The organism is Nostoc sp. FACHB-280 (genome assembly GCF_014697615.1).
Classification (GTDB): domain Bacteria; phylum Cyanobacteriota; class Cyanobacteriia; order Cyanobacteriales; family Nostocaceae; genus Nostoc_B.
Genome location: NZ_JACJSD010000039.1, coordinates 25,906 through 52,409 on the forward strand (window position 1 = coordinate 25,906; position 26,504 = coordinate 52,409).

Here is a 26,504-nt window from a genome sequence, read left to right on the forward strand (position 1 = left end):
CAAAGAACGCTATTATAGCGTTTGTCAGTTGCGAGTTATGGTATGCAAAGACAGCAGTCACTATTAGCTTTGATATTAGTTTTGGTAATCGCTGCGATCGCAGTAATTGCCACAATTCCGATACCTCTGGGGTTGGATTTACGCGGCGGTTCCCAGCTTACAATTCAAGTCAAACCCGCACCAGGGATGAAAGAAATCACCGAACGCGAATTAGCAGGCGTTCAAAAAGTCGTAGAAGGAAGAATTAACGGCCTTGGTGTTTCCGAACCAGTCATCCAAACCGTAGGTGCAGATAAAATTCTTGTCCAGTTACCAGGGGTGAATGATCCCGAACAAGCAGAAAGAGTGCTAGGCGGTACAGCACAATTAGAATTTCGTAAACAAAAACCTGGAACTGAAACCCAACTTTTTGCCTTTCAATCTTCACGAGTAGAACTGAAAGCCAAGCAGCAAGAATTACGCAACAGCACAGATAAAGCCGCAATTAACAAAAATCAAGAAGAATTACAAAAAAATAATCAAGCTATCCTGGAATTATTTGAAAGCACCGATCCTCCACTCAATGGTAAATACCTGCAAGATGCCTACGGTGAACCGACTCAACAAAATAATTGGAATGTTGCGATTCGCTTTGAGCAGAAGGGTGGTGAATTATTTGCTGAAATTACCAAAAATTTAGCAGGTACAGGCCGTAGTATTGGCATTTTCTTAGATAACGAACTGATCAGCGCCCCTGTAGTCGGGCCAGAATTTGCGGCTACCGGGATTACTGGTGGTGCAGCCGTTATTACAGGCCGCTTTACAGCCCAACAAGCCAATGATTTAGGTGTGCAACTGCGTGGTGGTGCGTTACCTGTACCAGTGGAAATTGCTGAAATTCGTACCGTTGGCGCAACCTTGGGTAAGGACAGTATTGTCAGCAGTATCTATGCTGGCAGTGGTGGTCTGCTTTTAGTATTAATATTTATGATTTTGTACTATAGACTACCAGGATTAATTGCGAATATTGCGCTGATTATCTACGCTATTCTGACTTGGGCTTGCTTTGCCTTGTTAGGTGTAACTCTGACATTGCCAGGTATTGCTGGTTTTATTCTGAGTATTGGTATGGCGGTGGATGCTAACGTGCTAATTTTTGAGCGCACCAGAGAAGAACTACAAGCAGGTAAGTCATTGTATCGCTCTGTGGAATCTGGCTTTTACCGCGCTTTTTCGAGTATCTTAGACGGCAACGTCACAACAGTGATTGCTTGTGCAGCGTTATTCTGGCTAGGTGCTGGTTTGGTGAAAGGCTTTGCGCTCACCTTGGCTTTGGGCGTAGCAGTGAGTATGTTTACTGCAATTACCTGTAGTCGTACCTTTATGTTTTTAGCAATTTCGATTCCTGCACTGCGAAAACCAGAATTTTACTGTCCGAACCTGTCAGCATCAGGAGCATCTAATAAGACTGAGGTAGCGCAATGAAACTGAGTATTAACAAATCGCGATCGCTTTGGTGGATTATCTCTTGTGCAGTGATCCTTGCTGGTATCATCTCAATGGTGATTTCTTGGCAAAACCCAAATATTCGTGCGCCTCTACGTCCAAGTTTAGATTTTATCGGCGGTACGAGACTACAGTTTGAACGAGATTGCAGTCAACCGAAAAACTGTGAACAGCCACTTGATATCAACGTTGTTCGGGAAGTCGCCAAAGAACAAGGGCTAGGTGATAGTAGTATCCAAATTGTTGCCGATCAAGAAACCAAAAAAGAAAACGGTATACTAATTCGGACAAAAAATTTAAATCGCGATCAGCGTACCCAGTTGCAAAATGCTTTAAGCGCCAAAGTTGGTGCTTTTGACGAGCAGAAAAACCAAATTGACACAGTTGGGCCAACCTTGGGAAGAGAATTATTTACCTCTGGGATAATTGCTTTGGTGGTGTCCTTTGCGGGGATTATCGTCTACCTAGCTTTCCGATTTCAGTTAGATTATGCCGTCTTTGCGATCATTGCTTTGTTTCACGATGTGTTGATCACAGTAGGCATCTTCTCAATTTTAGGTCTGGTTTTGGGAACAGAAGTAGATAGCCTTTTCATCGTTGCTTTGCTGACAATTACTGGATTTTCAGTCAACGACACAGTGGTAATTTACGATCGCATTCGTGAAACCCTCAAAACCAATCCTAACCGCCCAATTGCCGAAATTGTTGATGATGCCGTCAATCAAACCCTAAGTAGGTCAATTAACACCACCTTAACTACCTTATTGACCTTATTTGCCATCTTTCTGTTTGGGGGAGAAACCCTAAAAAACTTTGCCTTAGCTTTAATTATTGGTTTCATCGCCGGGGCTTACTCCAGTATTTTTATTGCTAGTACTCTCCTAGCTTTGTGGCGAGAACGTACCGAGAAACCCAATCCAGTTACCAACAGCGAAGCATTTGACGCATCAGCAGATAGTTAATCAATTATTGGGGATTTTCGATTAACTTGCTGAAATGTTGTTTATACTGCTTCCACATTTCTCAAACTAAGACTCAAATTCAAAAACTACCCAAAATCTCGCATTTAAAATCAAAAATTGCTAACACTATTTGCATCCACGTCCGCGTGACCTTTTCCTGCTATGGATCAATCAGAACAACCATCAATTAATGACCCATCTTTTGCTAAACAAGTTCAGAAACTACATCAGCTGACAGTGTATGGCAGATGGTTGTTTGTGGCATTTTTATGGCTGTTGATTGCACCTGTGAGTCTGTGGAATTTACGCTCAGAAATTGCCCTATGGCAACAATACTTTACCTGGGTAGCAGTGCGATATGGACTCATCTCTCATCCCCTGTCTACCCTGGGTTTAAGTTTTTGTATTGCCATGACTGTTTCTGTTTTAGTTTGGCAAAGCCGTAATATTTTAATGGGACTACCACAGCTAGAAAAAGAACGCCTAGAAAAACAAGTTTGTCGCATCCGCCAGCAAGGGCCTAGTCATCCTCTATGGAAGTTCATTTGTCAGTAAATCTGAGAAGAGTTAAATAAATTTGTATATAGTTGCATTTCGCTATGCCTATGGAAAAATTTTCTGCACAATATGACTAAATAAAAGCAAACATACTTATTGGTGCAATTGAGTTGCTACACATGAACCATCCTCAGATTAAATTTAGCGATCGCCATTCTGACATCGACCTTTACCAACTCCAAGAATTATTTAATATTGCAGCTTTTTGGGCAAAAGGACGTAGTATTGAGGATTTAAACATCGCTGTTACCAATAGCGAGCCAGTAATTTCTTTATGGGATGATACAAAACTCGTTGGTTTTGCTAGAGCAACTTCTGATGGTATCTATCGCGCCACAATCTGGGATGTAGTCATTCACCCAGACTACCAAGGTGCTGGGCTAGGTAGCAAATTAATCACAACCGTTTTGAACCATCCCCGCATGAATGGGGTAGAGCGAGTATATTTAATGACTACTCACCAGCAAGGATTCTATACAAAAATGGGTTTTACAACTAATAGCAGCACAACTATGGTGCTACACAACCAATCCAAACAGCTAAATTCCCTTTCCGCAGCAGAACTACAGTTTCAGGAATAGGGGTTAGAGGCTAGTACAACAAGGCAAAAGGCACAAGTCAAAAGTCAAAAAGCTTATAACACAAGCTTTTCACTAACTTGAAATGGGATCTTTATTTCCACCGATCTGTACTAGAGGCTTTTTACTTAGCACTCAGCACTCAGCACTTTCTCAAGCTACAGGAATGGTAATTTGTACCCTAGTTAGTGAATCAGTTGATTCTGGACTTGTTAAATGGGGGAGCATTTCTAGTTTTGCTCCCATAACGTCTAATAATATTTGATTGAGTAATAATTTCATTCCCGGAGAAAGATTGACCTTCTCATCTTTAGTTTGAGAAGGCTCATTATTATGTTTCATGAAATCTATCGGCTCACTTTCAGGTAAAGCATGGGCGGGAATATCTAAATAGATATGAGCCATATTAGTATTATCTGAAACTGTGGCGGAAACCCAAATACTACCTTCTTGCATTTGGGTAATTGCAGTGTCTACTAAATTAACTAAAATTTGGCGTAACCAGCGATGATCTGCCAACACATGAACTTCTGGATCTATGGGTGACATCTGCAACAAAAAATTCCGATTCGCCGCCAGCATATAAGTTAAGTCTTTAACTTCTTGAAAAACTGTGTCTAAACATCGGGGCTGAATATCTAATTTATTTGTACCGTATTCGGTTCGAGAAACGCTGAGAATTTCATCCATCAAATGCAGCAATTTCAGAGCCTTTTCGTGAGCTTGGGCGATAAATTCTCGTTCTTCTTCGGGATTTTCACATAAGTCTGACAAAATTAATTGATGCAAGCTAATCACACTATTGAGTGGCGATCGCAATTCATGGGTAGTACGTGCTAAAAAACCCGCTTTAAATTGACTCATCTCCTGCGCCATTTGATAAGCCAACTGCGTTTGTTTGATTTCTTGCCGCAGTTGTGACACAGTTTCTTTTTCTTCTGATATTACTGGCGATATGTTAGGACTAGTGTTTGCTGACTTGGCAAATAACCAACGAAAACCGATTCCTAAGATGATTCCGACTCCGAGATATGCCCAGTTGCTCCAGTTCATAAATATGGCAATTATTATTCTGATTAATCCAGTGTGATGCTTCCTTGACGCAAAATTTGCCAGTTTTCTTCTGTCCACTTAGCAACAGTAGAAGGTACACCAACCCCAGAAATTTCCTCAATAAGTCCTTTCGTCTCTAAGGTTAACGCATCAGGAAATTGCCTCGTAATTTCTGCCATCGTTTGTAAAGGTGGCTGTCCAGAAAAGTTGGCACTGGTTGTTGCTAAAGGGCCTGTTTTTGCCAAAATAGAACGGGCGATCGCATTATTTGGGACTCGAATACCAACCGTAGTCGGGTCAGTTGGGTTCATTTCTTTAGGCAAGCGATCGCTCGCTGGCAATACTAAAGTTAACGCCCCCGGCCAATATTTACTTACTACTTGTTGCCAAATTTCATATTCATGTTCGCCACCCTTGACATAAGGCCATAAATCCTCAGCCTTAGCACCCATCAAAATCAAAGGTTTATCCTGACTGCGCTGCTTGGCGGCAAAAATTAAGGCAGCTTTTTCTGGCAAAGTCGCCAGTGCTGGTACAGTATCAGTCGGAAAACTCACTAAACGGCCAGCCTGTGCGCCTGCTATCAAATCTTTTAGAGCAACTTGAGCCATATTTACCAATGTCAGAAGTTATGAATGAAAACACGTAATTTTTGTATTTTCACTCATAACTCCTGTCAAGGTGTAGGGATGTATATATCCAAAACCTTTCACCCCTATCTGTCACCTATCCTCTGTTCCCTACATACGCTAAAGCAAAACGTTCAACGCCTTCTAAATCAGAGTGGATTTGAATATCGCTATAGCTACCTTGATTTTGCAGAAGTTCTCGCACTGCACCCGCTTGTCCCGCCATCATTTCAATCAGCCACACGCCACCAGGCCGCAAATAACTGGGTGAGACTTCAATTAAATGACGAATATCATCTAAGCCATCCGCACCGCCATCTAATGCCAAATGTGGTTCATGCTGCTTGACTTCTGGTTCTAGGGTAGCCACAGTTTCAGTCGGGATATATGGCGGATTAGAAACCATTCCACTGATTTGGCCTTTGAGAGTGGTTAATGGTTCCCACCAAGAACCTTGATAAAAATGAATCCTGTCGGCAAATCCTAGATTTTTGGCGTTGGTTTGGGCAATTTCTAAGGCGGCGTTGCTGTAATCAACAGCATGAATAGTAGCGTTTGGCAACCCATCCGCCAACCCAATAGCGATCGCACCACTCCCAGTCCCCAAGTCTACCCAATGCCCTTGATCTAATGACTGGGCAACCTGATTTTGAGCGATCGCCGCTACTGCTAAATCAATGATGCACTCTGTCTCTGGTCGAGGAATTAACACCGCACTCGACACCGCCAGTTTAAAATTTCGCCAAGGTGTTACACCCGCGATGTACTGCACTGGTAAGCGATCGCGCAATCGTTTCTGCCAAAGTTGTTCTAAATCTCTTAAAGAGATTGTAATGGGGACTTCCACCCAATCTTTAAAAGATTCTAAACGCAGGGACAAACGGTCTAAACCAGCAATTTCTTGCAGCAGCCAATCAACTTCTAATGGGGGTACAGCAGCAGCGATCGCAGCTTGAATTGCTTGGTTACGCCACTGCCAAAGTTGTAGCCCAGAAACTACCTGTGGCTGTTGATCTGCCATACTTTAACGTTTTGGCTTTGCAGGTTGGGAATTATTATTCCCGCTATTGCCAGAATTTTTTGGTAAAGTCCGAATATACTCTCTGGATTCTTGAGAAGGCACTAACACCACTTGCTTGAGCCAATCCTCGTTCTTATCTTGTAAAGTCTTGATTACGCCATCTATGTCTATAACCTGAATATCCGCCTTGGGATATTTTGGTTTGACTTGGTTTAACAAACCTTGAGCATCTTGCTTACTCACAAACAACGGTACGACTTGTTCTTTGTCGTTTGTCAATTTAATGGGTACATAACCTTGATCAGGTGCAAAGCGAACTGCAAAAATCGGCACACTCCGAAACTGATCTACTTTCTGACCGCTTTGGTTGAGTAATTCCAATGCGCCTTTGACATCCTGATCTACTGGTTTAAAAGCAAATACTAAACGGTTAGGTTGGTTTTTAGTTTGTTGCAACTGCTGATAAATAATTCCCAACGGTACAGCTGTCACCTGGAGACTCTTGACAATTTCTGCCATTTTGGGATCGTTAGCGTTGGTAGTCCGCAGTTGATTAATAAAAGCCTGAGCCTCTTGACGGCTGAGATAAACACCAGTGACTGAACCACCTAGTTTTTTACCATCTTGATTTTCTGGTAAAGGACGACTCAACGGTAATCCTTTATCATTGGTAATTAGATACACTGGTACTGAGTCTAGTTTTTCTTTGATTTGTTGTTCTGACAATGCCAGCACTGGGACATTACCGACAAAAACTGAGCCTAACAGAGTACTCCCGATTAAACCCAATGTTGCGCCCCAGCGAACTAATGCTTTCATGACTACTCCTCGCGTCAATGGTTTTTAATTAAAGTCAGACTAATTGGTTGGATTTGCACAGCACTAACTTGTTTTAGTTATATAGCAATCCATTGGAGATGTAAAAACGCCATAATGGCTGTTAAATGGTCACAATCAACTCGCAAAATGGGAGATTTCTAAATTCTTGAGAACTCCTACGCTATTTTTGTCGCAGTCAATTGTGCTGCAACCTGATTTTGTTATTTGGCTTTGCCTGATTCCTGCACAAGAATTATAGATGCCTATTATAGACTGCTCTCAAAAAATGAAAACTTTTGCTGACCGTTGAGATGATTAATGCCATTTTATTGTCTTTCTCAAAAACTAGTGACGCGATCGCAAAATAATTCGTTCCAGTTATTGATTGTCTTGATAACTCCTTAAATCAAGACCTAGACCTCATTCAGCCTGATTCAATTATTCGATATATAGTTTCTCAAACTTTGACACAACCCGAAAAAATCAAATTACTCTTTTCTGTAGTATCTACAAGGTAATTGTCAAACTTAGTACACCAGTTTCATTCTCGATAGATTTTCAATTTCAACGATAGTAAATTCTAATCGCAACTTAAAAATATAAAGAAATATCCTATCTATAAATAATTAACAGATAGGATACTTCGCAAAACATTGTATTTGAATCGGGATGACAGGATTTGAACCTGCGGCATCCTGCTCCCAAAGCAGGCGCGCTACCAAGCTGCGCTACATCCCGGATATTTTGGTTGATTATTAATGATTTTGCTTTTTTGTAACTTCTTTAAGTATTACCAAAAAATCAACTTAACATACAACCTTTACTAGTATAGCAAGCCTAACATATATTTGCCAACAATTTCTCTAAATTTATGGTCAAAAGCATATATTCAGGCATTCTGAAAAAATGCTAATTGGATTTTAGATTAGGAGCATATTTCAATCTAAAAGACGCTCGCTGACTTGCTAAAGCTGTGCTAACGGCAATCCAAAATCTTAAAATTCTTCTGCTCCTAGCCTCTAGTCACAATATTTTAGTGAGGATACCAAAACATTCCCTTAATGCCTTCAGGGTCTGCCATAAAACCCATACCCCTATAGAAATCAACTACATGGGGATCAGCAAAGAGAGTGACATTACTGATTTCTTCACTTCTGAGTTTTTTGAGTACGTATTTCATTAAAGCTTTACCCAGCCCTTTCCCTTGAAAGTCTGGATGAACTACTACATCCCAAATCGTGGCATTAAAAGCATGATCTGAGGTAGCGCGAGCAAAACCAATAAGCCGACGTTGGTTTCCTCGTACTTGCCACATTGAGGCAACGAGAAAACTATGCTCTATGGCTTTTTTTACTTTTCGCAAAGGACGACGTGACCAACCAACTGCATCACACAGTTCTTCTAACTCATACAAGTCAATGTCTCTCTCTGTGCTGAAAACAATGCGTTCCGCATTTCGCGCCGCATCACCATTAACACTAGAGTTGCCATTTTCTCCTGTATGTTCTTCAAAGGAAGTTGCTCTATTTGCCGTTACAGATTCAGGAGTACTAAACCAAGTTTTCCAAAAACCCATGCCAACGTGGTTCGGGTAGTATAACTGAATTGGCTACCACTCTTTTAAAGAGATGATACACGTTTTATCCAGCCAATGCCATCTTCTATCCTACACCCTGATTGTTTTCAGATGTTGTTGGGATCAGCAAGGGCAACAGCTTTTAATCGCGTGTTTTGTACCAATCATCTTCAACTTTAGCATTTTGTTGTAAAGGCTAGGAGAAATTCCCCAAAAGGCAAAGTTTTGAGAATCAATGTGTATATATGAATATTGGATATTAAGTACTGGTGTTGGGAATAATGTTTACTAGCACCCAGTCCCCAGTCCGCAGCCCCCAGGTGAAAACAGCAAGCGAGTCTTACCCCAAAAATGGCTTCTGGTTTAAAATCTTCGACACTGGAACTCCTAAAACGCTTTAATCGAGCGTTTCCCCAGTTTTATGAGCAATTTGTCAGCAGTGAAATTCAACTGCAAAATCTCCGGTTAGCTTACCGTCTTTATAAAACCAGACGTGCCGTTATCGAGTTGAAGCCGGAAGGTAGCAAAAGTGCTTTACACTTTGCTTACCGTAACCAGTCCTTTCTCCTCAGTGATATTTTTGGTGTTCTGGCAGCTTATGGCTTGACTATCCACGGTCTTAGTCTGTATGGTCAAATTCGACCACCAATGTTAGTTTTCATCAAACTTTTAGTCTCTCGCGGTAGCAAAGCTTTGACAGAAAAAACCGCAGAAAATGTCTGTCGGGCAATTCGAGAGGCTTTAGGAGGCCGCTTTGAAGTAGAAGAAATGCTGGCAGTAGAATTTAATTTAGATGCTGGCTTAGAACAAGTACAAACTGAGTTTTATGTCGATCCAGTATTTCATCTGCCAGCTTTGGTAATTGAAGCAGATAACCAACCAGGATTGTTTTACAAAGTTATGTACGCTATCTGGCAAGAAGATTTGCTAGTGGTTAACGCGAATTTATTGGTTTGGCGAGGACGCACCCGGCTGATTCTTTATTTGTTGGGGCCAAATGAAAGCTTGATTCCTGAATATCTCGGACACAAAATTGCGGAGGGAGTGCGACAGCGGTTGTTGGGGAAATAGTGACCAAGTGTGAAGTTCTTAAAATTAGAGTTTAGAGACTAGAGGCTAGGGGCTAGAGACGAGATTTTTTATGGGGAAATGAATCTCTAGGTGGGCAAAATTCCTCGTCAAATCACCTGTACAAAAGTGGGGAAATTGTTTTTCATGACTGGTTATGAATTATTTCTGTAATTTAACGTCTTAAATCAGGCAAGTGTTTTACATAACAATTGCCCTAGTCTCTAATCCCTAGCCCCTGCATACATTTTCTACTCTGTATTTAGTCGTACCCATCCTTGGGGGTACGATATAAATATGGCAACCATAGAAATCTTAGGCGTTCCACACGCATACGAGTTAACGGCTCCCACTGCTTGCCCCCATACTTTGGTATTCATCCACGGTTGGCTAAATAGTCGTGGGTACTGGCAACCTGTGATTTCCCGTCTGTCCGTAGATTTACAGTGTTTATCTTATGATTTACGCGGTTTTGGGGAGTCCCAATCCAGCGCAGAAACTGATGTAAATCGTTTACAAAGTAGTGTTGGTTTGACATCCCAATTACTGGATAGTTCTAATTCCCAATTTGATTCTCTGTATACACCAACTGCTTACGCTCAAGATTTAGCAGCTTTATTAAAAGAGCTAAATATTACCAGTGCTTGGTTAATTGGGCATTCGTTGGGCGGGACGATCGCACTTTGGGCAGCTGCTTTACTACCTGATCTGGTTCAAGGTGTAATCTGTATCAACGCTGGTGGTGGGATTTATCTCAAGGAAGCTTTTGAACAATTTCGTTCAGCAGGTCAGCGATTTTTACAAGTTCGTCCGCGCTGGCTATCCCAATTACCTTTGATTGATTTGCTATTTACTAGAGCCAGTGTAGCCCGCCCTTTAGACCGTTATTGGGCGCGTCAACGGGTGATAGATTTTGTGGTTGCTGACCCCGAAGCGGCTTTGGGAGCTTTATTAGATTCCACAACCGAAGAAGAAGTAAATCGCTTACCCCAGTTGGTCTCACAATTAAAACAGCCTGTATATTTTTTGGCTGGTGCCGATGATAAGGTCATGGAACCCAAATATGTTCGCCATTTAGCCAGCTTTCATCGGCTTTTTCAATACTGTGGTGACAATGTGATTGAAATTCCTAATTGTGGGCATTTAGCTATGTTAGAACAACCAGATGCCGTTGCCAGCCATATTCGGGCAATTGTCAGTAGTCAGTAGTCAATGGTCAAGAGTTTTGGATAAAGAACAAATGACCATCAACCCTGTAACCTATCACCTCTCACCTCTCACCTGTCATACAACTTCATCACCTGACCCAGAGATAACCGCGATTCCACACCCAAAGTCAAGGGTGAAATATGACCGCGAGATAAGTGGTCAGACGCGGCGCAGGCAATCATAGCGGCGTTATCGGTACAAAATTTCAAGGGTGGGAATAAAACACGCAGGTTATGTTGACTGGCGGCGGCTTGCAAGTGCTGTCTCAAGCCGCTATTTGCTGCTACTCCACCACCGACAGCAATGGTATTAAGTCTATAGTCCAGGGCGCAAGCGATCGCTCTTTTGGTGAGTGCCTTGGCTACTGTTGCCTGAAAACTGGCGGCTACGTCTGCCACAGGCACTGTCCCACCATTTTTGTCAAATTGCTGCACTAGCCTGAGTACTGCTGTCTTTAAGCCGCTAAAACTGCCATCATAGCGATGAAAACCGCCACCCGGTAGGGAAACTTTGCCCTCTGGTAAGGCAAAAGCTTGGGGATCACCCTGCTGTGCTAACTTGTCAATTACAGGGCCTCCTGGATAACCTAGATTTAACAAGCGTGCTACCTTATCAAAGGCTTCCCCTGCCGCATCATCACGGGTTTCACCCAGGGTTTCGTAGCTACCACAGTCTTTAACATAAATCAAGCTTGTATGTCCGCCTGAAACCAGTAAGCTAAGAAAAGGGGGATCTAAAGTTGGCTCACTCAAGTAAGTCGCAAAAATGTGGCCTTCGAGGTGATGGACTCCCAAAAATGGTTTATTGTGTACGATCGCTAAAGTTTTGGCAGCAGTTAACCCCACCAATAACGCTCCCACTAAACCAGGGGCGCAAGTGGCAGCGATGCCATCGATTTTTGACCAGTCTAATTGTGCCTGTTCCAGAGCTTGGGCGATCGCTTCGTTGATCGTCTCTAAATGCTGGCGTGATGCCACCTCTGGGACAACTCCACCATATTGCTGATGAACTGGAATTTGGGAGGCGATAATACTACTGCGAACTTGACGATTGTTAACAATTGCGACGGCAGTTTCATCACAACTGGTTTCGATTGCTAAAACGGTTGCCATCTGAGGGTTCTACAAAATAACGATTTGTTTGAGAAGCTTTAACTTTTATTTACTTAAACTTTACTCGGTTCCCAGGCAAGAGTATGATGACTTGCTAGTTAGCCAAATAAAGAATGTACAAGCCGCTTCGTTTTGTACAAAAAACTTTTTCTTTTGTAATAAAAGGAAACAACTCCATGCGACGATTGTTTGCTTTGATTTTAGCGATTTGTCTTTGGTTCAATTTTGCTCCCCCAGCGAAAGCTCTAGGGGCTAATCTTACACCCTGCCAAGACAACCCCGCATTTCAAGCACTAGCTAAAAACGCCCGAAATACAACTGCCGATCCCCAATCTGGTCAAAAGAGATTTGAGCGTTACTCTCAAGCACTCTGTGGCCCTGAAGGCTATCCTCACTTGATTGTTGATGGCCGTCTAGACCGCGCTGGTGACTTTTTGATTCCCAGCATTCTATTTCTCTATATTGCTGGCTGGATTGGTTGGGTAGGCCGTGCTTACCTAATCGCAGTGAGAAAAGAATCTGACACCGAACAAAAAGAAATCCAAATCGATTTGGCTTTGGCACTACCCATAATTGCCACAGGTTTTGCTTGGCCAGCAGCAGCTTTGAAAGAATTCCTTTCTGGCGAATTAACTGCTAAAGATTCTGAGATCCCCGTTTCTCCTCGTTAGGTTTTGCTTAACTGATTCATTTTTTGGAGATTAAATACATGGCTGAAAAAGGCGATCAATCATCCTATTTGATTAAATTTATTTCCACAGCACCAGTGGCAGCTACAATCTGGCTGACAATTACAGCAGGCATTTTGATTGAGTTTAACCGCTTTTTCCCCGACCTACTGTTCCACCCACTGCCATAACCAAAGCATTGGGATTTTAAACTGTTGCATGTGTAATTGAGAGGCGAACATCGAATTATGGCGCAAGCAGTAGACGCATCTAAAAATTCACCCAGCGATGTGAGAAACAGAGAAGTCGTGTTTCCCGCAGGCGGTGATCCTCAGTTGGGTAATCTCGAAACCCCTGTGAATTCTTCTCCCGCAATCAAGTGGTTCATCAATAATCTGCCAGCTTATCGTCCAGGTTTAACTCCTTTCAGACGTGGGCTAGAAGTTGGTATGGCACATGGCTACTGGATATTTGGCCCCTTCGCTAAATATGGCCCACTGCGTAGTGCAGAAAACGCTAACCTAGCAGGCTTATTAGGTGCGATCGCCCTAGTAATTTTTCTGACAGGTGGCTTGTCTTTATATGCCAATAGCAATCCCCCTAAAGCCCTGAACAGTGTAACTGGCGCTTCAGCCCCAGATGCTTTCCTATCTAAAGAAGGCTGGAATAACTTTGCTAGTGCTTTCTTAATCGGTGGCATTGGTGGTGCAGTAGTTGCTTACTTCTTAACTAGCAATATTGCACTCATTCAAGGCTTAATCGGCTAATTGGTTTTTGGTAATTGGTAATTAGTGATTAGTTAAAGTTTTTCATCATCAAGTTGTTAATTAAATTAAATAACTTGAGATCATAACTTTCTAATTACTGATTACCACTTGCCAACATATGAGGGATGAGAGTGTAGGGTCTAGAGGCTAGTTGTTTTAGAAGTCACATTATCAAAAAAATGGTTATTTATCAAAAAATTTTAAGGACACATAATTCTATGTGTCCTTAATTATTTGGTGTTAAAAATGCTTGGTTGTGCTTATTAAAATATCGCTGCTTCAACCGCTGCAAGGGCGGTTTCAAAATCGTCATTGACAATTTGAATATCAAATTCATCAGCAGCTGCAACTTCTGCCTTGGCGCGGACTAGGCGACGGGAAATTGATTCTTCAGAGTCTTGTCCACGGCCACGTATCCGTTTTTCTAATTCATCAAAAGAAGGCGGCAAAATGAAAATGCTGAGAGCATTAGGAAAGGAAGCGCGAATTTGTCTTGCCCCTTCTAATTCAATTTCCAGCACTACTAACTTACCAGACTGAATTTGATTGACTACAGTTTCTCGCGGAGTACCGTAATAATTCCCCGCAAATTCCGCCCACTCTAAAAATTCACCTTGAGCAACCAGTTGTTCAAACTTACTACGGTTAATAAAGTAATAATTTTTGCCATCAATTTCTCCAGGGCGAGGAGAACGAGTTGTCACGGATACAGAATAATACAGTTGCGGATGACGCTGCAACAGCGATCGCATTAAGGTGCCTTTGCCAACTCCACTAGGGCCAGTTAAAACAATTAACTTGCCTGTAGGCTGGCATTCTGTGGTAGTAGCACTAATCTGGATGGGTAAAACTTGCATCATCCGTTCAACCTGTGAATTAATCAACAATCATGATTTTTGAATTGGGTTCGTTGTCAGGCTGACCTCGACTAACGAATTTGTAGCACTGGTGACAGAAAACCAGTCTAATTCACATGGTACTGCCGATATGGTGCAAATAAAATAGTCCTTTGTCAACTATCCTTGGTTAATTATCTACAGTATGGTGATCGCGGGAAATCACGAATCGGTTTGCTACCGTTTCGGGCTGAATTGCGGAAAGGATGACATGGTTAGAATCGGTGATAATTACAGCCCTTGTCCGACGACCATAAGTTGCATCAATCAGCTGGTTTTTTTCCCGCGCATCGGTGATAATCCGCTTAATTGGCGCAGATTCTGGGCTGACGATCGCAACTACTTTGTTAGCCGACACAATATTGCCGAAACCGATATTTATTAATTGAATGTCCATAAAATAACTGAGACTAAATGTGGTACGAGAATCCAGTAGGGATTTTATTTCCATGTTATCCCTAAAAAACTGGAGTTACAACGCATCACATCTAGCTTGCTTTAGTTTTTAGACAGCCAATGCTTTTTTTAGCTGTTTATCTGCCAAATATACTGAAAATCATCCCATAGACACATGCGTAATTGTGAAAAATTAATCTATGGCCGTTGGGGGGGTGTGGGAGGTGTGGGGAGTGTGGGGAGTGTGAGGACAAGGGGGACAAGGGGGACAAGGGGGAATTGGGGAAGATTCTCCCCTCTGCACCCTGCACCATGCACCCCTACCTCTTGTGACCTTTTTTGATTTCTTGCCATTTTTGGCGTAATTGTTGCAAGTTGGGAGTCTGTCCACCATAGCGCCAAGTCACGTAAGCTTGACTAATTTCATCGATAACTTGAGCTGTGGCTGGTGGATGGTGTTGATATGACACTTGGGCATATTCTAGAGGTGTTTGTGACGGATGCTTACCTAGACCTTTGGTGGCCGTCCATTGGAGCATTTGTTGATAAAGCCTTTCCATTGGTGGTAATTTACTCAACCACCGACTCTTTAACCACTTCCGCCACTGTACCCAACCTAGCCAGCCAAAGAAAGCGATAGTAGTTCCCAAAATTAAGCCAGTTAACACACCCAGCCAACCTTGAGCGAATAAAGCAAAAAACCAAGCGATCGCTTTAAATATCCAACCCAAGAGTTTCCCAAAGAACGTGTTCAAAAAGCCCGTCACAGGGGAAGGTAGCCACCCAGCCACCCAATTCCAGAATTGCCGCAAAACGCTAAAGGTTTGGGAGTCTTCAACAGAAGGGGGAATTAAGGGATGATTGGGAATGGGGTCAAAGGTAAACCAACCATATTTAGGAAAGTAAACTTCTGTCATCGCGTAAGCATCGGTGTTACGGACGACATACATTCCTGTAAAAGGATTAAATTCGCCGGCACCAAACCCCGCCACTAACCGCGCGGGAATCCCAATCGAGCGCAGCATGACTGTTAAGACAGTTGAAAAATGGTCTGGATAGCCGCCTTTAGATTTAAATAAGAAAGCTTCCACTAAATCTTCTTTGTCTCCCAAATAAGGAAATTCCAAGGGATTTTGGGGAATCGAATAATTTTGCTTGAGGTATTGGGCTAGGTAAAGTACCTTTTCATAAGTTGCATCTAAAGTTTTTGAGACCTTAGATACATTATTGCGATGGTAATTCGCCAGAATTTCTTCAGTTAATTTGCGGACTTTGGGTGAAATTTCTGGTGGAATTTGCAAATAGTATTTTGTAATGTTTTTTGGATAGTTAGTAGTAGCCTTACCTAACAAAGTCCGATCGCGGTAAGGTACTTCGGAAATCACTGTGTAAGTCAAGTCTTCCGCTAAAGCAACTGGCGATCGCAGTCCATCTTCCTGATCAACAGCAATAATCGGGGTGGGGAAGTAAATTTCTTTGGCGTAAGACATTGCCGGAATCAAATTTGGCAAATCTGCTACCACTGTATAAGTTTGTACGACTTCTCTGGTTTTAGCGGTGGTTGGAGGTGGAGACAGATAAATTTGATAAGACCAAGGCGATCGCTTGAGGGTAGTAACATTATCATTGCGGGAAATTTCCCAGCCTTTACCTGTGTAGCGATCAAATGCTAGTACCCGCCAAAAACCTTCCACCTGCGATCGCACCCGCATCACTACCTTGGATGTCATGCTTCCTCGCAAGTTTTGATTCATTTGGCTATTAAAGCCATAATAAAAGCTATCGTTTAATTTTCCTGGTTGACCATTTTGGCTTTGTTCTGTGCCATTGCCTTGATTTTCAGCATTGCCTTGACGCACATAACCAGGATTAATAATACTGCGTCCGGTAAAACTGCCCTTAACTTCTATGGGCGAACTAACGGGAAATGTCCGTAATTGATAACCAGGGAACCGGGGTAGAACCGCAAAAATTCCTAACCCTAGCCCCACAATTAAAGTAAAAAGCAAAAAGTAAAAAAGTAAATATGATTTTAATTGTGATTCTTTTGCCTTTTCCCTTTTAACTTCTGACTTACCTAACCCAATTTGGGAACGATAATTTAAGACTAAAGTGGGTAAGGCGATCGCTAAAAACAACAATAATACAGGTGCAAAAGCTAAAGTTTGACTCAGCGTTGCTGCTACACCCAACAAAATTAAACCAATCACAATTGAATAGCCCAAATCTTTGCGTCTGGGCATATCAAAACTATGGAGTATTTGCAGTTGAATTAATAACTCTGCTAAAGCCAGCCGCGTATCATTTAATTCTCCCAACACTCGCCCAAAGAAAGCACCTAAAGCCACCAACATTCCGATAGCGATGCAGAACTTCACTGGAATATTTTGGCTGCGGCGATAGCGGTAACTCCAAATTCCCCCGACAACACTGAAAGGTACTGCCCAAAAACTAAATTTGGTATCGGCGGCAATATCAACCGCCACAATTCCCATGATGATTAATCCAAAAACTAGCACTCGCAGCGAAACAGAATCTTCCACTACCATTACAGGTGCAGTCTGGATATGTTGTCGCCAACTATTAACTATAGGTAGACGCGAAGACCAATCAATCCTAGATAAGTTAAACATTTACAAGGTCAGGTGTAGATGCAGTCAAACAATTTTGGATTTTGGACGGTTCAATAACCAACTTAAAATTGCAAATTTCAAACTGGCTAAGTTAAACTATCTACCTAGTTGTAACTTATATAGCAGTCGAAGTATAAGTGAGGCAATTTAAAAAGCACGAATACTAGGCATAGCAAAGCTTTTAGCTCTGGTTGGTGAGCGACTTGCCTTGAGCGCAGTCGAAAGGAGCCGAACCACTGCCTTCTACTATAACCTGCCGAAATTCTGGTTCAGATAGCAGTAACTCCCCTCAGCATTCTTTGGGAGTCTCTTAGTTTTAGCCCTAATGATCGTTTAAAAAAACGTAGAAGCCCTAATGATCGCTTATTAAAAAAGATAAGCTCCAAAACCACAATAATTTTTTTAATCTCTCAGATGTCTTTGATCTGGACTAGATTGTAGGATTAATTACAAACAGCAAAGGCTGTTGATCGATGTCGGGAAACTCAACTTCTAAAGTATAAGTTGGGTTAAATTCCTGACAGGATAACTCAACATTCAAGCAGCCCGCACTAGAAGACTGAGCCATTGCCAAAGTACCATCAGCTCGCAATGTCACAATTCCTTTGGTGGGTAAATCAGCCTCAACTCGTAATTGAGTGTGTTTGCTACGAGATTGGTATTCAACCCGCAAAGTCAACAAACCTTCACTTGTCAACCATTGTCTTTCTACCACTGGACTGTTTGGTGTCACTGGCAGACTTAAATTTTCTAGCAGTTGTTTGGCAGCCATTAAAGACAATGCCATTTGTTGACGCGGTTGTAAATCTGGGTAATCGCTCTCGATGTTGAGTTTTTGATCGAGAACATCCGCAGACCGATAAGTACTTCTGAGTACCAAACCAGCGATATCATTCAGTGCATAAGAAGATTCTTGTGGGAAGAAGTCTTCCACTGCCTGAACTAATTTAGCTCCCAAAGGCAGTGAAGCAGTTAACAGTGTTTGGCACTTTTCTAGTAATTCGCGGAAAACTGTTTCTGGCAAATTAATTGGCAGATTCAGCTTAGATTGTTGTGCTTTCCAGCCCCAGGCAGGAACTAAACTGAGCGATCGCTCTTCCAAACGCTCAGGATATTCCATCAATTGTGTTTCCCAAGGAAACAAAGGAGGCTGGTTTTCGATTTCGGTTTGTAAACGACGCTTGAGTACGGCTTGGAAACGGTCTTGCACAGTAGGAATATCTCCCAGTTTAAAGTTTTGGGGTATCCCTCCCAACTCTAGATCGCCACTGGCGAAAGTGGCTGCTTGTTGAAGAGAGTTTTCTACCCCGTCTATTTCCTTAAACTCGACCAGGTTAGACTCACTGGTGTTAACATCATCTGCTAACAGCCAAGTGAGTAATTGGTTTTTTAAGGATTCTGAGTCACTATTCATGAGTAGATGCACCTGATCCGGACACTAATGAGTTACGAATTTCCCAAGCTTGTTCCAGAACCTTAAACCAGCGTTTTTGCAGTTGTGCCATTGATAACCCTAGAGTTTTTGCAATTTTATCGTCGGGTTGTCCTTGCTGTTTTAGGTCGAGTAAAGACCGTTGTTTCTCGTCTAGCTGCGAGGTGTAGGCTTCCCATTGCTGGGGAGTCAACCCCAAATTTGTGTGTAAAGAAGCTTCTAACCATTCGTGTACTAGTTCCCAACGGTGTAATAAAGCGAACCTAATTAAATGATACTTGAAGCGTTGTTGTAAGTAATCTCTCTGACGAGGAGTGAGATTTAAAATTGCCTCAATTTCTTGTGTGGATAAATCTTTAAGTCTGAGAGAGAAATAATCAGCACAGTCAGATTGTTGTTTCTGCTCCAAATAACTCATTAACTCGGTAATCACAACCGAACGCAAAGTGTCTTCTTCGGGTTCTGGTTCTGCTTGTGTGGCCATTGTAGAACGTAATTGCTGGACTGCGGGTTCTTCCCAAGAACCATCGCCATCACCAGAACTACCTTCCGCCGCTTGTTCGATATCAACGCTGGTTTCGGGAGGTTGTTGTTGGGAGAAAGTCTGCGCCCGCAAAATAATTAATTGTTGCTGACGACCAGGTAAGGGAATGCGCCGTTTACCATAGCGTTCGGTAAAGGCCATATATTCTGCTAATTCCAAAAGAGTTTGGGGACGATAGGTAGTACCCAATTGATTCTCTCGTCGGAAAGCGTTTAATGCTTCTAAATAAAAACTTTGTAGAAAATCTTCTATGATAGTCAGCCGCCCTTGATAGCTTAATTGCTTCTGGGGAGGATTAATGTAACGATAAATAATGGCACTCAGAGTACTGTGTAATTCAACTCTGCCTCTATTAGAACCCAACTGATAATATCTCAGACATTGTTGCAGCCGATGTCTGGCTAAGGTCATGGCGGAGCTTTCTACTGAACCGGAAGCTTGGATGCGTTTACTTTCGCTGCAAATTCTGTATACTTCGGTAGTAATACGTGTTGCCACGTCATGGCAATTCTGTTCTGAGGCTTTGGTTGATTGCCGAAACTCCTTGTACAGGAGTTGAAAGATCACCTCCACGCCGATAGTATGTTCTCCCAGAAAAGTTGCGGTTGGAATAGTTGCGGTTGCGGCTGAATTCATAGTCTCGGTGTTTAAAAGACCCTAACATATATAGAAACAACCTGTACGACTGTAGGTATTGGCTTTTTGCGTTTTGCCTTGAAGCTAAACGCAGGTCTATCCTGCATTCAGGATATAGCTGATTTTATTATTCCCAAGTTGGCGGGAATTGTTCACACTTTAACCTGCTGTGATTGCCATTACCCAAAAGCCGTTGACAAGTCATGATGGATTTAGAAACACAAATTCAATTGCTGATCGACAATGCACCCCGCGATGGTATTTCACCTCATCTTGTTACAGCAATTGTTCCTGCTTTTCGTGCGATCGCTCAACAATTACGCCACTCCCAGTACTATATTCTCCAAAAGGAGGGAAGCTGGGTCTTAACTACATTGAGCCACCGTACAGATCCAAGTTTGGAGAAGCAGGTGATTTACGCTTTTTCTACCATACAGGATGTTTCCCTAATTTCATCTGCTGGGCGAGACCCTCAAGTGGTGGCCACACCCATTGCTGTCACCCATATTTTGTTCCAATTAATCGCCCTCGAACCCGTAGATAGCATAGTTTTTTTAGAAACACCTGGAACATTAGCTCATACTGTTGAAGTCCAACGTTCTCAGTTGGAAAAAACCATTCAAAAACAACTAAAACAAAGCCTCAAACCCAAAAAAACTTCCAGAAAAATACCACCAGATATTGCTTAAAAAAATTTGGAGTCGGGAATTCTTGGATACATCTCCAATTTTTTGAATCCCAACTCCAACATCAAAACTTTATGATTAAAAATTTTTAATAAAGCCGACTCAAGACATATTCAGTGATGTCAATTAAGGCTTGGCGTGATTCTGATGGGGGCAGAATCCCAATGTCTTCAGCTGCCAATTTGGCGTGATGTGCGGCTAATTCCCGCGCTTGCTGTATGCCTTGACTATCTTGAATTAATGCCAGTGCTTGCTCTAAATCTTGTGATTGGGCAAACTGGCGTTCAATCAGCACTTCTAAATATGGTTTTTCCTCTAGGGCGAATAAAACAGGTGCGGTCAAGTTACCACTTTTTAAATCAGAACCTGCTGGTTTACCTAGAGTGTCTGTAGTACTGGTGAAATCTAAGATGTCATCCACTATCTGAAATGCTAAACCCACATTCCGCCCATAGTTATACAAGTGCTGGGCAATTTCTGGGCTAACATCACTCAGTAATCCTGCGGCTTTGGCACTGTTAGCAATTAATGAGGCAGTTTTGTAATAGCTCTTTTGCAGGTAAGTTTCTATTGCCAAGCCGCTATCAAAGCGGTTCATTCCTTGCTGGATTTCTCCAGTCGCCAAATCCATAATTACTTCGGAGAGGAGTTTGACTACCTCTAAATTATTCAGGTTTGCCAAATACCAAGACGATTGAGCAAAAAGAAAGTCTCCTGCGAGGACAGCAATGCGATTGCCAAACAAACTGTGAACAGTCGCTACGCCACGGCGCATCTGTGACTCATCTACCACATCGTCATGGACTAAGCTGGCCGTGTGAATCATTTCTGTGATTTCGGCTAGACGGCGGTGACGCTGGGTGATTTCTTTTTCTAACATTGTCGCCCGCGATATCAGCAGGACGATCGCTGGTCGGATGCGCTTTCCCCCAGCTCCGAATAAATGTTCGGCGGCGGCAAAAAGAATGGGATGGCGATTGCCAACTAGCTGCTTTAGGTTATCGGCTAGTATTTGCAAATCTGCTTCCACAGGGGTAAACAGGGAGGTAGCTGGGGTCATGGATGGCCGGACTCTGGCTTAGGTTACGAAAGTTTACATATCCTATACTCATTTTAAGATAACCATGTGCCAGCGCAAAGTTTTGCTGAGAGAATACTTGCTTTCTCGTTAAATGACAATCACAGCTATTGCCCTACTGTCAAGGCAAACAGGCTGTTTTAGCGGTCTTAAACTTGATGAAAAAAATTTTTGTAGTTCCCAAAGAAATCTGAGAACTGCACCACAGTATGGTTCCTACACAGCAGTTTTAAACATACAAATTTATACTTAATAATTATTAAGCGTAAAATTATCTGCTGCTGCAAACATATGATGTAAATAAATATAACAAGTCACTTTGGGATAATCATAATTTTTATCAATGGTTCTAGCGACGATTCCCTATGAGTAGTTTATGTTTTCTAGACTCAGAATTTTCTGTTTTTTTCAGTATGCTAAGTATATATACAAGTATAAGAAACGTAAATAATTAAGCTGGCTAATTCAGTAAGCATTATTCTTGAGGAATATCTTTGATTTTTACTATAAATTTATATTTCACCTCCCTAAACGTGAGTAATAATAACTACATTAACAGGGTGTTGGGTTTTGATGATCTATGCTCAAATAAAACAAAAAGAATATTTTTAATCAAAGAAAAATTTGTGGCATCCGTGAATTTAGCCTGCTAAAAAATTCAAAATTTAGCCTCAAGTTTGCCTTAAAAGTCAGGTTCATTGTGTTACGCTAAAATGTAGGGATTTTAAATTTTTCAGGTATTGACAGCGTGAAGGTAAAGCACTTTTGGGTGGTGTTACCTGATTGTTGTTTTGAATCCAGAATAGCTAATTGCCAACAGCATAAAACCAAGAAAGTTATTTCTTGTAATTCTGTAGTGGCAGATAAACTTCTTGGGATGGAGTTAAGCGATGTCCTGACAGGATTTCGTTTTCGGCTTACAGCTTGCGCTAGAAGTCATGGTATATCCTACCACAGAGGGATTAAAAGCAATAATGCAGACTAAGTAAACTGCTGAGGAGCGCGGTTAATTATGCCATTTGGCAAATTGACTGTTGTGGTATTTGTTGTCTGCAAATAACTTCAATTAAATAGTTAAGTTGGTTGACCGTAGAGCTATAAAGCTCTACGGCAGATTTAGCATAGAAAACTGCAACCATCAAGAACGATCTTGCATGGTTTAAGTTCTACGTATGGCATAAAATTTGATATTTTTTGGGGAAAAAGTTGGTAGAACAATGATTTACGCTAATATGCCTATGATGATTTTTATTTTAGCTGCTGGGTATTTATTCACGGTTTACCTATTATTAGCACTAGCAAAGCGCAGTAGTCAAAAATCTGTTGCTCAGAATTCTTTCTCAAAATCCAAGAATTATGAGAAACATCAGCAGGAGATATCTGTAACCTCACAAGTAACTGAGGCGGTGAATAGTCACGAGTCAATAGTCACATGAATTATGGGAATAAGGTTTGATTCCCAAATCTACTTGTGTAAACAGGGAGTAGGGAGTAGAGAGTGGGGAGTAGGAAAGAAGTCTTATCTGGAATCAAATATGAGTCCTATGATGAAGTATGAAATTGCTGAAGTTTCATACTTCATTTTGGTTTATGAGAGTTGGGAAAAAACTGTGTTATTTAAATCTACGACTTCGACCAATGGGGTATGACCTAGCCATTGGACTGCTGACTGAGCAAATTGTTGGGGACAGCCGCTAACAACAAAGCGAGTTGGTAATGGCGGATGAGTATTAGTTAAGCCCAGCAACTCTAAATCTTGAGAACAAGCACCGACAACGTGAACAGCCGGGTCAACTAATTTGACATAGCTGGGAAGTAGCGATCGCAGTACTGGCGCTAAATGAGGATAATGAGTACAGCCGTAGACTAAAGTATCAATTTCTTGCTGAAGTAAAGGCTCTAAATAAGAACGGGCTACCTCAGTAGTGTAAGGGTCATTGATGCGATTCTGCTCAATTAGTGGGACAAACTCTGGACAACCAACTTGCCAAACTTGTACTTCGGGGTCAATTTCGAGAATTGCTTGCTTATAAGCATTACTTTTAGCTGTAGCTGGGGTAGCAATTACACCAATGCGCTTACCTTGTTGTACCGCCGCCTTCGCGCCAGGGAGAATTACGCCCAAAATTGGTAGATTAAATTCTTGACGAACAATGTCTAAAGCGAGGGCGGAACTGGTGTTACAAGCCATCACTACCATTTTGACTTTTTGCTGCTCCATCCAGGAGAGAATTTCGCGCACAAACTGAAGAATTTCGGCTTGAGAACGAATCCCGTAAGGTAGTCTGGCGGTATCACCAAAGTAAATAATCGATTCGTTTGGTAGTTGGCGGTAAATTTGTCTCAGTACCGTTAACCCACCCACACCACTGTCAAAAACCCCGATAGGGGCGCGTTGAGGTTCTTTATCAGAAAAATCGTAAAGATTACCTTCAAAAATGGAAGATGAATACACAGGCAGATATTGATTTAGGTTTTAGCAATTAAAATACAGAATTTAGCAGACAATTTGTGAACTGACTAGTTTAGCAAATAGAAGTCAGGAGTCAGAAGTCAGAATAAGTGAAAGATTTCTCTACAAATAGCGGGTTTAAGACCTCTACTGATTAATTCTGACTGCTGAACTTTTGCAAATATCACCTCATTAATTAAAAACTTGTACTATATTTTGAGACTGGCTGTATTCTTACCTTTGGCGTAAGTACTTGAGAATACCACGAGCGATCGCTTCAGCCATCCGATTTTGATATTCTGGAGAACCTAAGCGGGGATTATCTTCTCGACCAGTCATATAACCTGTTTCTACTAAAATCGAGGGCATAGAACTTTTTCGCAAGACATAAAATCGCGCTTTACGTGTGCCTCGGTCTTTAATTGTGCCAATATCTTCCAGAATAGTTTTACGAACTACTTCAGCTAAAGCATAACCACTATCGTAGTAATATACTTCTAAGCCATTCACATCAGGGCGACTATCTACAGAATTAGCATGGATACTCACAAATAAAGTTGCATTGGCGCGTTCAGCAATATCTACCCGTCCTTGAAGTTCAACAAAAAAGTCAGCATCTCTGGTGAGGACTGCTTGTACACCATTGCGCTCTAGAATTGCAGCGACTCGTTTGCCTATGGGTAAAATCACATCTTTTTCTAATAATCCACCCAAACCAGGAGCGCCAGAATCTTTACCACCATGTCCAGGGTCAATCACGACTATCAGTTTGCCGTTGGGGACTGGGGGTTTTACTGGTTGAGTGTTGCCAAGTTGATCATTGATTGGAGGTAGAGGCGGAAAACCTATTGGTGGTGTAACTGCGCGAGTGCGTTGTAACTGGACAGCCAACAACTGATTACTAACTTGGTTGACTTCCCCAATTTGGACTCCCGCAGCTGGTTGAATCAAAATATTGACGGAATCGTCTTGGGGTTGCAAGCGTACCCGCAAAATGGGACTATTGGCACTTAAAGCAGGGCCGATAACTCTGGGAGCTAATTGAGAATTGGCGATCGCAATCCGAAATAAACCAGAGGATCGATCCCAGCCACCCCTAGCAGATACAGGTCTGTTAGAGCGAATTAACAGTTGTGTACCGTTCTCGGCTAACTCCACCGCTTGAATAATGGCGGGTGAGTCATTCGCCTGGGAAATGACATTGTTATCGCTATTTCCTGGTAACTTACCTAGCCGATTCGGTATAATTATAAACCCACCAACGCTACTATTACTGGCTCGCCAGTCGGGACTATTGGGTTCTACATACAAAGTGATGCGGGCTGTTGGCTGTCGGGTTTGCAACTGAGAAAATTGAATCCGACTCACACCATAACGATTTACCGATAAATCTTGTGATGATAAAGCAGAAGACAAAGACGCACCAGCAATATCGATATGTACTGCGCGTTTGTCAGAACTGCGATTTACCTGAATCTGGGGATTACCGCCATTAGTCCGAACAAAAAAACCATCCCCAGTGACTCGCAAACTTTCCAGTTGAGTTACGGCGGCGAGAGTGTTACCCAGGGGTCTGGTGTTTGATGTTACTGGGCCGGGTTTGATAACAGAATAGATATTTCTGGAAGGAAAGTTGGAATTAGGCGTTGTTTCTAAAGGCTGGGGTTCTGACTGGAGTGAAATATCTGCTGATGAAGTGACGGGTATGCTGGTTGGTGTAGGTAACTGTACTAACCAACGGCTACCATTAGTAGGAATAAATTTGATTGCTTGGGGGTCAATAGTATAACCAGGAGCTAGTTCAACAACAATTCTGGCTGTTTGGGGGTCAAATTGTCCCACCCGAATTGATCTGACTGCGCCACCTACAGGTTGTGTTAATTGTGGTCTGCCAAAATCTGTATCTGGTAAATCAATTACCAACCGAGTGGGATTGAAGATAAGTTGAGCTTTGGGTTGCACAGATCCCAAAGTATTAAATTCTAAGCGGTTTTGCCTAGCATCAAAGCGCCAAGACTCCAGCTTTGCTGCCAAAGCGGGTGACGATAGTAAAAAGATTGTTCCAATAGTACCGGTTAGTAACCAGTGTAGTTTCACAGTCATTTCTCCTAAATTGCGTTCATAGAAGCAGTCAATATGTCCACGTATCTATTGGTAAATCCTCACACCGTCACCGCCAAACCTAGTTTTAATTCTAGAAGTCTGTATGGTGGACATTGCTCATCAGAACTTCTGTAACAGCCAGT

General features: G+C 42.1%; 25 protein-coding genes and 1 tRNA gene. 11 read left to right on the forward strand and 15 right to left on the reverse strand.

The window, feature by feature from the left end; all coding sequences use genetic code 11:
- Positions 1 to 42: 42 nt before the first annotated feature.
- From secD to H6G75_RS24045, 4 genes are all read left to right on the forward strand, one after another.
- Positions 43 to 1,464, forward strand: coding sequence for a protein translocase subunit SecD (gene secD, locus H6G75_RS24030; RefSeq protein ID WP_190982457.1), 1,422 nt, complete (start codon positions 43 to 45; stop codon positions 1,462 to 1,464).
- Positions 1,461 to 2,447, forward strand: a complete 987-nt coding sequence (gene secF, locus H6G75_RS24035) for a protein translocase subunit SecF (protein WP_190982458.1) — start codon at positions 1,461 to 1,463, stop codon at positions 2,445 to 2,447. Before secD ends, secF begins: the two co-directional genes overlap by 4 nt.
- A 162-nt stretch (positions 2,448 to 2,609) precedes the next feature.
- On the forward strand, positions 2,610 to 3,002 hold the full coding sequence (locus tag H6G75_RS24040) for a hypothetical protein (RefSeq protein WP_190982459.1): 393 nt from the start codon (positions 2,610 to 2,612) through the stop codon (positions 3,000 to 3,002).
- Positions 3,003 to 3,124: 122 nt separating this feature from the next.
- Positions 3,125 to 3,586: a GNAT family N-acetyltransferase gene (locus H6G75_RS24045; RefSeq protein ID WP_190982460.1), complete on the forward strand. Its 462-nt coding sequence runs from the start codon at positions 3,125 to 3,127 to the stop codon at positions 3,584 to 3,586.
- Positions 3,587 to 3,736: 150 nt separating this feature from the next.
- Here H6G75_RS24045 and H6G75_RS24050 read toward each other — a convergent pair whose 3' ends face one another.
- From H6G75_RS24050 to H6G75_RS24075, 6 genes are all read right to left on the reverse strand, one after another.
- Positions 3,737 to 4,636 (reverse strand): sensor histidine kinase KdpD, encoded by a 900-nt coding sequence (locus H6G75_RS24050; protein WP_190982461.1) that lies wholly within the window; start codon positions 4,634 to 4,636, stop codon positions 3,737 to 3,739.
- Between the two features lie 23 nt (positions 4,637 to 4,659).
- Complete coding sequence (locus H6G75_RS24055; RefSeq protein WP_190982462.1) at positions 4,660 to 5,247, reverse strand: L-threonylcarbamoyladenylate synthase; 588 nt, start codon at positions 5,245 to 5,247, stop codon at positions 4,660 to 4,662.
- Positions 5,248 to 5,362: 115 nt separating this feature from the next.
- The gene (gene prmC / locus H6G75_RS24060; protein WP_190982463.1) at positions 5,363 to 6,286 is read right to left on the reverse strand and encodes a peptide chain release factor N(5)-glutamine methyltransferase; all 924 of its coding nucleotides are present in this window, start codon (positions 6,284 to 6,286) and stop codon (positions 5,363 to 5,365) included.
- A 3-nt stretch (positions 6,287 to 6,289) separates the two neighbouring features.
- Positions 6,290 to 7,105 carry a Tic22 family protein gene (locus H6G75_RS24065; protein WP_190982464.1) on the reverse strand — a complete coding sequence of 272 codons (816 nt, stop codon included), beginning with the start codon at positions 7,103 to 7,105 and terminating at the stop codon, positions 6,290 to 6,292.
- Between the two features lie 664 nt (positions 7,106 to 7,769).
- Positions 7,770 to 7,843 (reverse strand) — tRNA-Pro (locus tag H6G75_RS24070).
- 295 nt (positions 7,844 to 8,138) lie between these two features.
- Positions 8,139 to 8,681, reverse strand: a complete 543-nt coding sequence (locus H6G75_RS24075; protein WP_190982465.1) for a GNAT family N-acetyltransferase — start codon at positions 8,679 to 8,681, stop codon at positions 8,139 to 8,141.
- A gap of 351 nt (positions 8,682 to 9,032) precedes the next feature.
- Here H6G75_RS24075 and H6G75_RS24080 point away from each other — a divergent pair, with 351 nt between their 5' ends.
- Together H6G75_RS24080 and H6G75_RS24085 are read left to right on the forward strand one after the other, a co-directional pair.
- Positions 9,033 to 9,752 carry a hypothetical protein gene (locus H6G75_RS24080; protein WP_062296711.1) on the forward strand — a complete coding sequence of 240 codons (720 nt, stop codon included), beginning with the start codon at positions 9,033 to 9,035 and terminating at the stop codon, positions 9,750 to 9,752.
- 294 nt (positions 9,753 to 10,046) lie between these two features.
- Positions 10,047 to 10,958 (forward strand): alpha/beta fold hydrolase, encoded by a 912-nt coding sequence (locus H6G75_RS24085; RefSeq protein ID WP_190982466.1) that lies wholly within the window; start codon positions 10,047 to 10,049, stop codon positions 10,956 to 10,958.
- 68 nt (positions 10,959 to 11,026) lie between these two features.
- Here H6G75_RS24085 and tsaD read toward each other — a convergent pair whose 3' ends face one another.
- The gene (gene tsaD, locus H6G75_RS24090; protein WP_190982467.1) at positions 11,027 to 12,070 is read right to left on the reverse strand and encodes a tRNA (adenosine(37)-N6)-threonylcarbamoyltransferase complex transferase subunit TsaD; all 1,044 of its coding nucleotides are present in this window, start codon (positions 12,068 to 12,070) and stop codon (positions 11,027 to 11,029) included.
- A gap of 176 nt (positions 12,071 to 12,246) precedes the next feature.
- On the opposite strand from tsaD, the gene H6G75_RS24095 reads away from it, so the two are divergent.
- The 3 genes from H6G75_RS24095 to H6G75_RS24105 are packed head-to-tail and all read left to right on the forward strand — an operon-like array spanning position 12,247 to position 13,505.
- Positions 12,247 to 12,741, forward strand: coding sequence for a Photosystem I reaction center subunit III (locus tag H6G75_RS24095; RefSeq protein ID WP_190982468.1), 495 nt, complete (start codon positions 12,247 to 12,249; stop codon positions 12,739 to 12,741).
- A gap of 38 nt (positions 12,742 to 12,779) precedes the next feature.
- The gene (gene psaJ / locus H6G75_RS24100; protein WP_062296705.1) at positions 12,780 to 12,929 is read left to right on the forward strand and encodes a photosystem I reaction center subunit IX; all 150 of its coding nucleotides are present in this window, start codon (positions 12,780 to 12,782) and stop codon (positions 12,927 to 12,929) included.
- 57 nt (positions 12,930 to 12,986) lie between these two features.
- A complete protein-coding gene (locus H6G75_RS24105; RefSeq protein WP_190982469.1) occupies positions 12,987 to 13,505 on the forward strand; it encodes a photosystem I reaction center protein subunit XI in 519 nt (172 codons plus the stop codon).
- Between the two features lie 263 nt (positions 13,506 to 13,768).
- Here H6G75_RS24105 and gmk read toward each other — a convergent pair whose 3' ends face one another.
- The 5 genes from gmk to hetZ form a co-directional block, all read right to left on the reverse strand.
- On the reverse strand, positions 13,769 to 14,365 hold the full coding sequence (gene gmk / locus H6G75_RS24110; RefSeq protein ID WP_190982470.1) for a guanylate kinase: 597 nt from the start codon (positions 14,363 to 14,365) through the stop codon (positions 13,769 to 13,771).
- A gap of 166 nt (positions 14,366 to 14,531) precedes the next feature.
- A complete protein-coding gene (gene remA / locus H6G75_RS24115; RefSeq protein ID WP_062296698.1) occupies positions 14,532 to 14,798 on the reverse strand; it encodes an extracellular matrix/biofilm regulator RemA in 267 nt (88 codons plus the stop codon).
- 319 nt (positions 14,799 to 15,117) lie between these two features.
- Positions 15,118 to 17,430 carry a transglutaminaseTgpA domain-containing protein gene (locus tag H6G75_RS24120; RefSeq protein ID WP_190982471.1) on the reverse strand — a complete coding sequence of 771 codons (2,313 nt, stop codon included), beginning with the start codon at positions 17,428 to 17,430 and terminating at the stop codon, positions 15,118 to 15,120.
- 430 nt (positions 17,431 to 17,860) lie between these two features.
- On the reverse strand, positions 17,861 to 18,844 hold the full coding sequence (locus tag H6G75_RS24125; RefSeq protein ID WP_190982472.1) for a PatU: 984 nt from the start codon (positions 18,842 to 18,844) through the stop codon (positions 17,861 to 17,863).
- Entirely contained in the window at positions 18,837 to 20,042 is a 1,206-nt protein-coding gene (gene hetZ, locus H6G75_RS24130) for a heterocyst differentiation protein HetZ (RefSeq protein WP_062296694.1), read from the reverse strand. The genes H6G75_RS24125 and hetZ overlap by 8 nt, the downstream gene beginning before the upstream one ends.
- Positions 20,043 to 20,248: 206 nt before the next feature.
- Between hetZ and H6G75_RS24135 the strand changes: the two genes are divergently transcribed.
- Positions 20,249 to 20,731, forward strand: a complete 483-nt coding sequence (locus tag H6G75_RS24135) for a hypothetical protein (RefSeq protein WP_190982491.1) — start codon at positions 20,249 to 20,251, stop codon at positions 20,729 to 20,731.
- A gap of 85 nt (positions 20,732 to 20,816) precedes the next feature.
- On the opposite strand, the gene sds is transcribed toward H6G75_RS24135, so the two are convergent.
- The gene (gene sds, locus H6G75_RS24140; RefSeq protein ID WP_190982473.1) at positions 20,817 to 21,788 is read right to left on the reverse strand and encodes a solanesyl diphosphate synthase; all 972 of its coding nucleotides are present in this window, start codon (positions 21,786 to 21,788) and stop codon (positions 20,817 to 20,819) included.
- Positions 21,789 to 23,023: 1,235 nt separating this feature from the next.
- Here sds and H6G75_RS33950 point away from each other — a divergent pair.
- Positions 23,024 to 23,242: a hypothetical protein gene (locus tag H6G75_RS33950; RefSeq protein ID WP_242051629.1), complete on the forward strand. Its 219-nt coding sequence runs from the start codon at positions 23,024 to 23,026 to the stop codon at positions 23,240 to 23,242.
- 152 nt (positions 23,243 to 23,394) lie between these two features.
- On the opposite strand, the gene murI is transcribed toward H6G75_RS33950, so the two are convergent.
- Positions 23,395 to 24,261 carry a glutamate racemase gene (gene murI, locus H6G75_RS24145; protein WP_190982474.1) on the reverse strand — a complete coding sequence of 289 codons (867 nt, stop codon included), beginning with the start codon at positions 24,259 to 24,261 and terminating at the stop codon, positions 23,395 to 23,397.
- A gap of 231 nt (positions 24,262 to 24,492) precedes the next feature.
- Complete coding sequence (locus H6G75_RS24150) at positions 24,493 to 26,355, reverse strand: N-acetylmuramoyl-L-alanine amidase (RefSeq protein ID WP_190982492.1); 1,863 nt, start codon at positions 26,353 to 26,355, stop codon at positions 24,493 to 24,495.
- Between the last annotated feature and the right edge of the window lie 149 nt (positions 26,356 to 26,504).

Bases quoted from the DNA above. Each gene is read 5' to 3' on its own strand.
- secD (WP_190982457.1), top strand. From the start codon at position 43: ATGCAAAGACAGCAGTCACTATTAGCTTTGATATTAGTTTTGGTAATC.
- secF (WP_190982458.1), top strand. From the start codon at position 1,461: ATGAAACTGAGTATTAACAAATCGCGATCGCTTTGGTGGATTATCTCT.
- H6G75_RS24040 (WP_190982459.1), top strand. From the start codon at position 2,610: ATGGATCAATCAGAACAACCATCAATTAATGACCCATCTTTTGCTAAA.
- H6G75_RS24045 (WP_190982460.1), top strand. From the start codon at position 3,125: ATGAACCATCCTCAGATTAAATTTAGCGATCGCCATTCTGACATCGAC.
- H6G75_RS24050 (WP_190982461.1), bottom strand. From the start codon at position 4,636: ATGAACTGGAGCAACTGGGCATATCTCGGAGTCGGAATCATCTTAGGA.
- H6G75_RS24055 (WP_190982462.1), bottom strand. From the start codon at position 5,247: ATGGCTCAAGTTGCTCTAAAAGATTTGATAGCAGGCGCACAGGCTGGC.
- prmC (WP_190982463.1), bottom strand. From the start codon at position 6,286: ATGGCAGATCAACAGCCACAGGTAGTTTCTGGGCTACAACTTTGGCAG.
- H6G75_RS24065 (WP_190982464.1), bottom strand. From the start codon at position 7,105: ATGAAAGCATTAGTTCGCTGGGGCGCAACATTGGGTTTAATCGGGAGT.
- H6G75_RS24075 (WP_190982465.1), bottom strand. From the start codon at position 8,681: ATGGGTTTTTGGAAAACTTGGTTTAGTACTCCTGAATCTGTAACGGCA.
- H6G75_RS24080 (WP_062296711.1), top strand. From the start codon at position 9,033: ATGGCTTCTGGTTTAAAATCTTCGACACTGGAACTCCTAAAACGCTTT.
- H6G75_RS24085 (WP_190982466.1), top strand. From the start codon at position 10,047: ATGGCAACCATAGAAATCTTAGGCGTTCCACACGCATACGAGTTAACG.
- tsaD (WP_190982467.1), bottom strand. From the start codon at position 12,070: ATGGCAACCGTTTTAGCAATCGAAACCAGTTGTGATGAAACTGCCGTC.
- H6G75_RS24095 (WP_190982468.1), top strand. From the start codon at position 12,247: ATGCGACGATTGTTTGCTTTGATTTTAGCGATTTGTCTTTGGTTCAAT.
- psaJ (WP_062296705.1), top strand. From the start codon at position 12,780: ATGGCTGAAAAAGGCGATCAATCATCCTATTTGATTAAATTTATTTCC.
- H6G75_RS24105 (WP_190982469.1), top strand. From the start codon at position 12,987: ATGGCGCAAGCAGTAGACGCATCTAAAAATTCACCCAGCGATGTGAGA.
- gmk (WP_190982470.1), bottom strand. From the start codon at position 14,365: ATGATGCAAGTTTTACCCATCCAGATTAGTGCTACTACCACAGAATGC.
- remA (WP_062296698.1), bottom strand. From the start codon at position 14,798: ATGGACATTCAATTAATAAATATCGGTTTCGGCAATATTGTGTCGGCT.
- H6G75_RS24120 (WP_190982471.1), bottom strand. From the start codon at position 17,430: ATGTTTAACTTATCTAGGATTGATTGGTCTTCGCGTCTACCTATAGTT.
- H6G75_RS24125 (WP_190982472.1), bottom strand. From the start codon at position 18,844: ATGAATAGTGACTCAGAATCCTTAAAAAACCAATTACTCACTTGGCTG.
- hetZ (WP_062296694.1), bottom strand. From the start codon at position 20,042: ATGAATTCAGCCGCAACCGCAACTATTCCAACCGCAACTTTTCTGGGA.
- H6G75_RS24135 (WP_190982491.1), top strand. From the start codon at position 20,249: ATGGATTTAGAAACACAAATTCAATTGCTGATCGACAATGCACCCCGC.
- sds (WP_190982473.1), bottom strand. From the start codon at position 21,788: ATGACCCCAGCTACCTCCCTGTTTACCCCTGTGGAAGCAGATTTGCAA.
- H6G75_RS33950 (WP_242051629.1), top strand. From the start codon at position 23,024: ATGATTTACGCTAATATGCCTATGATGATTTTTATTTTAGCTGCTGGG.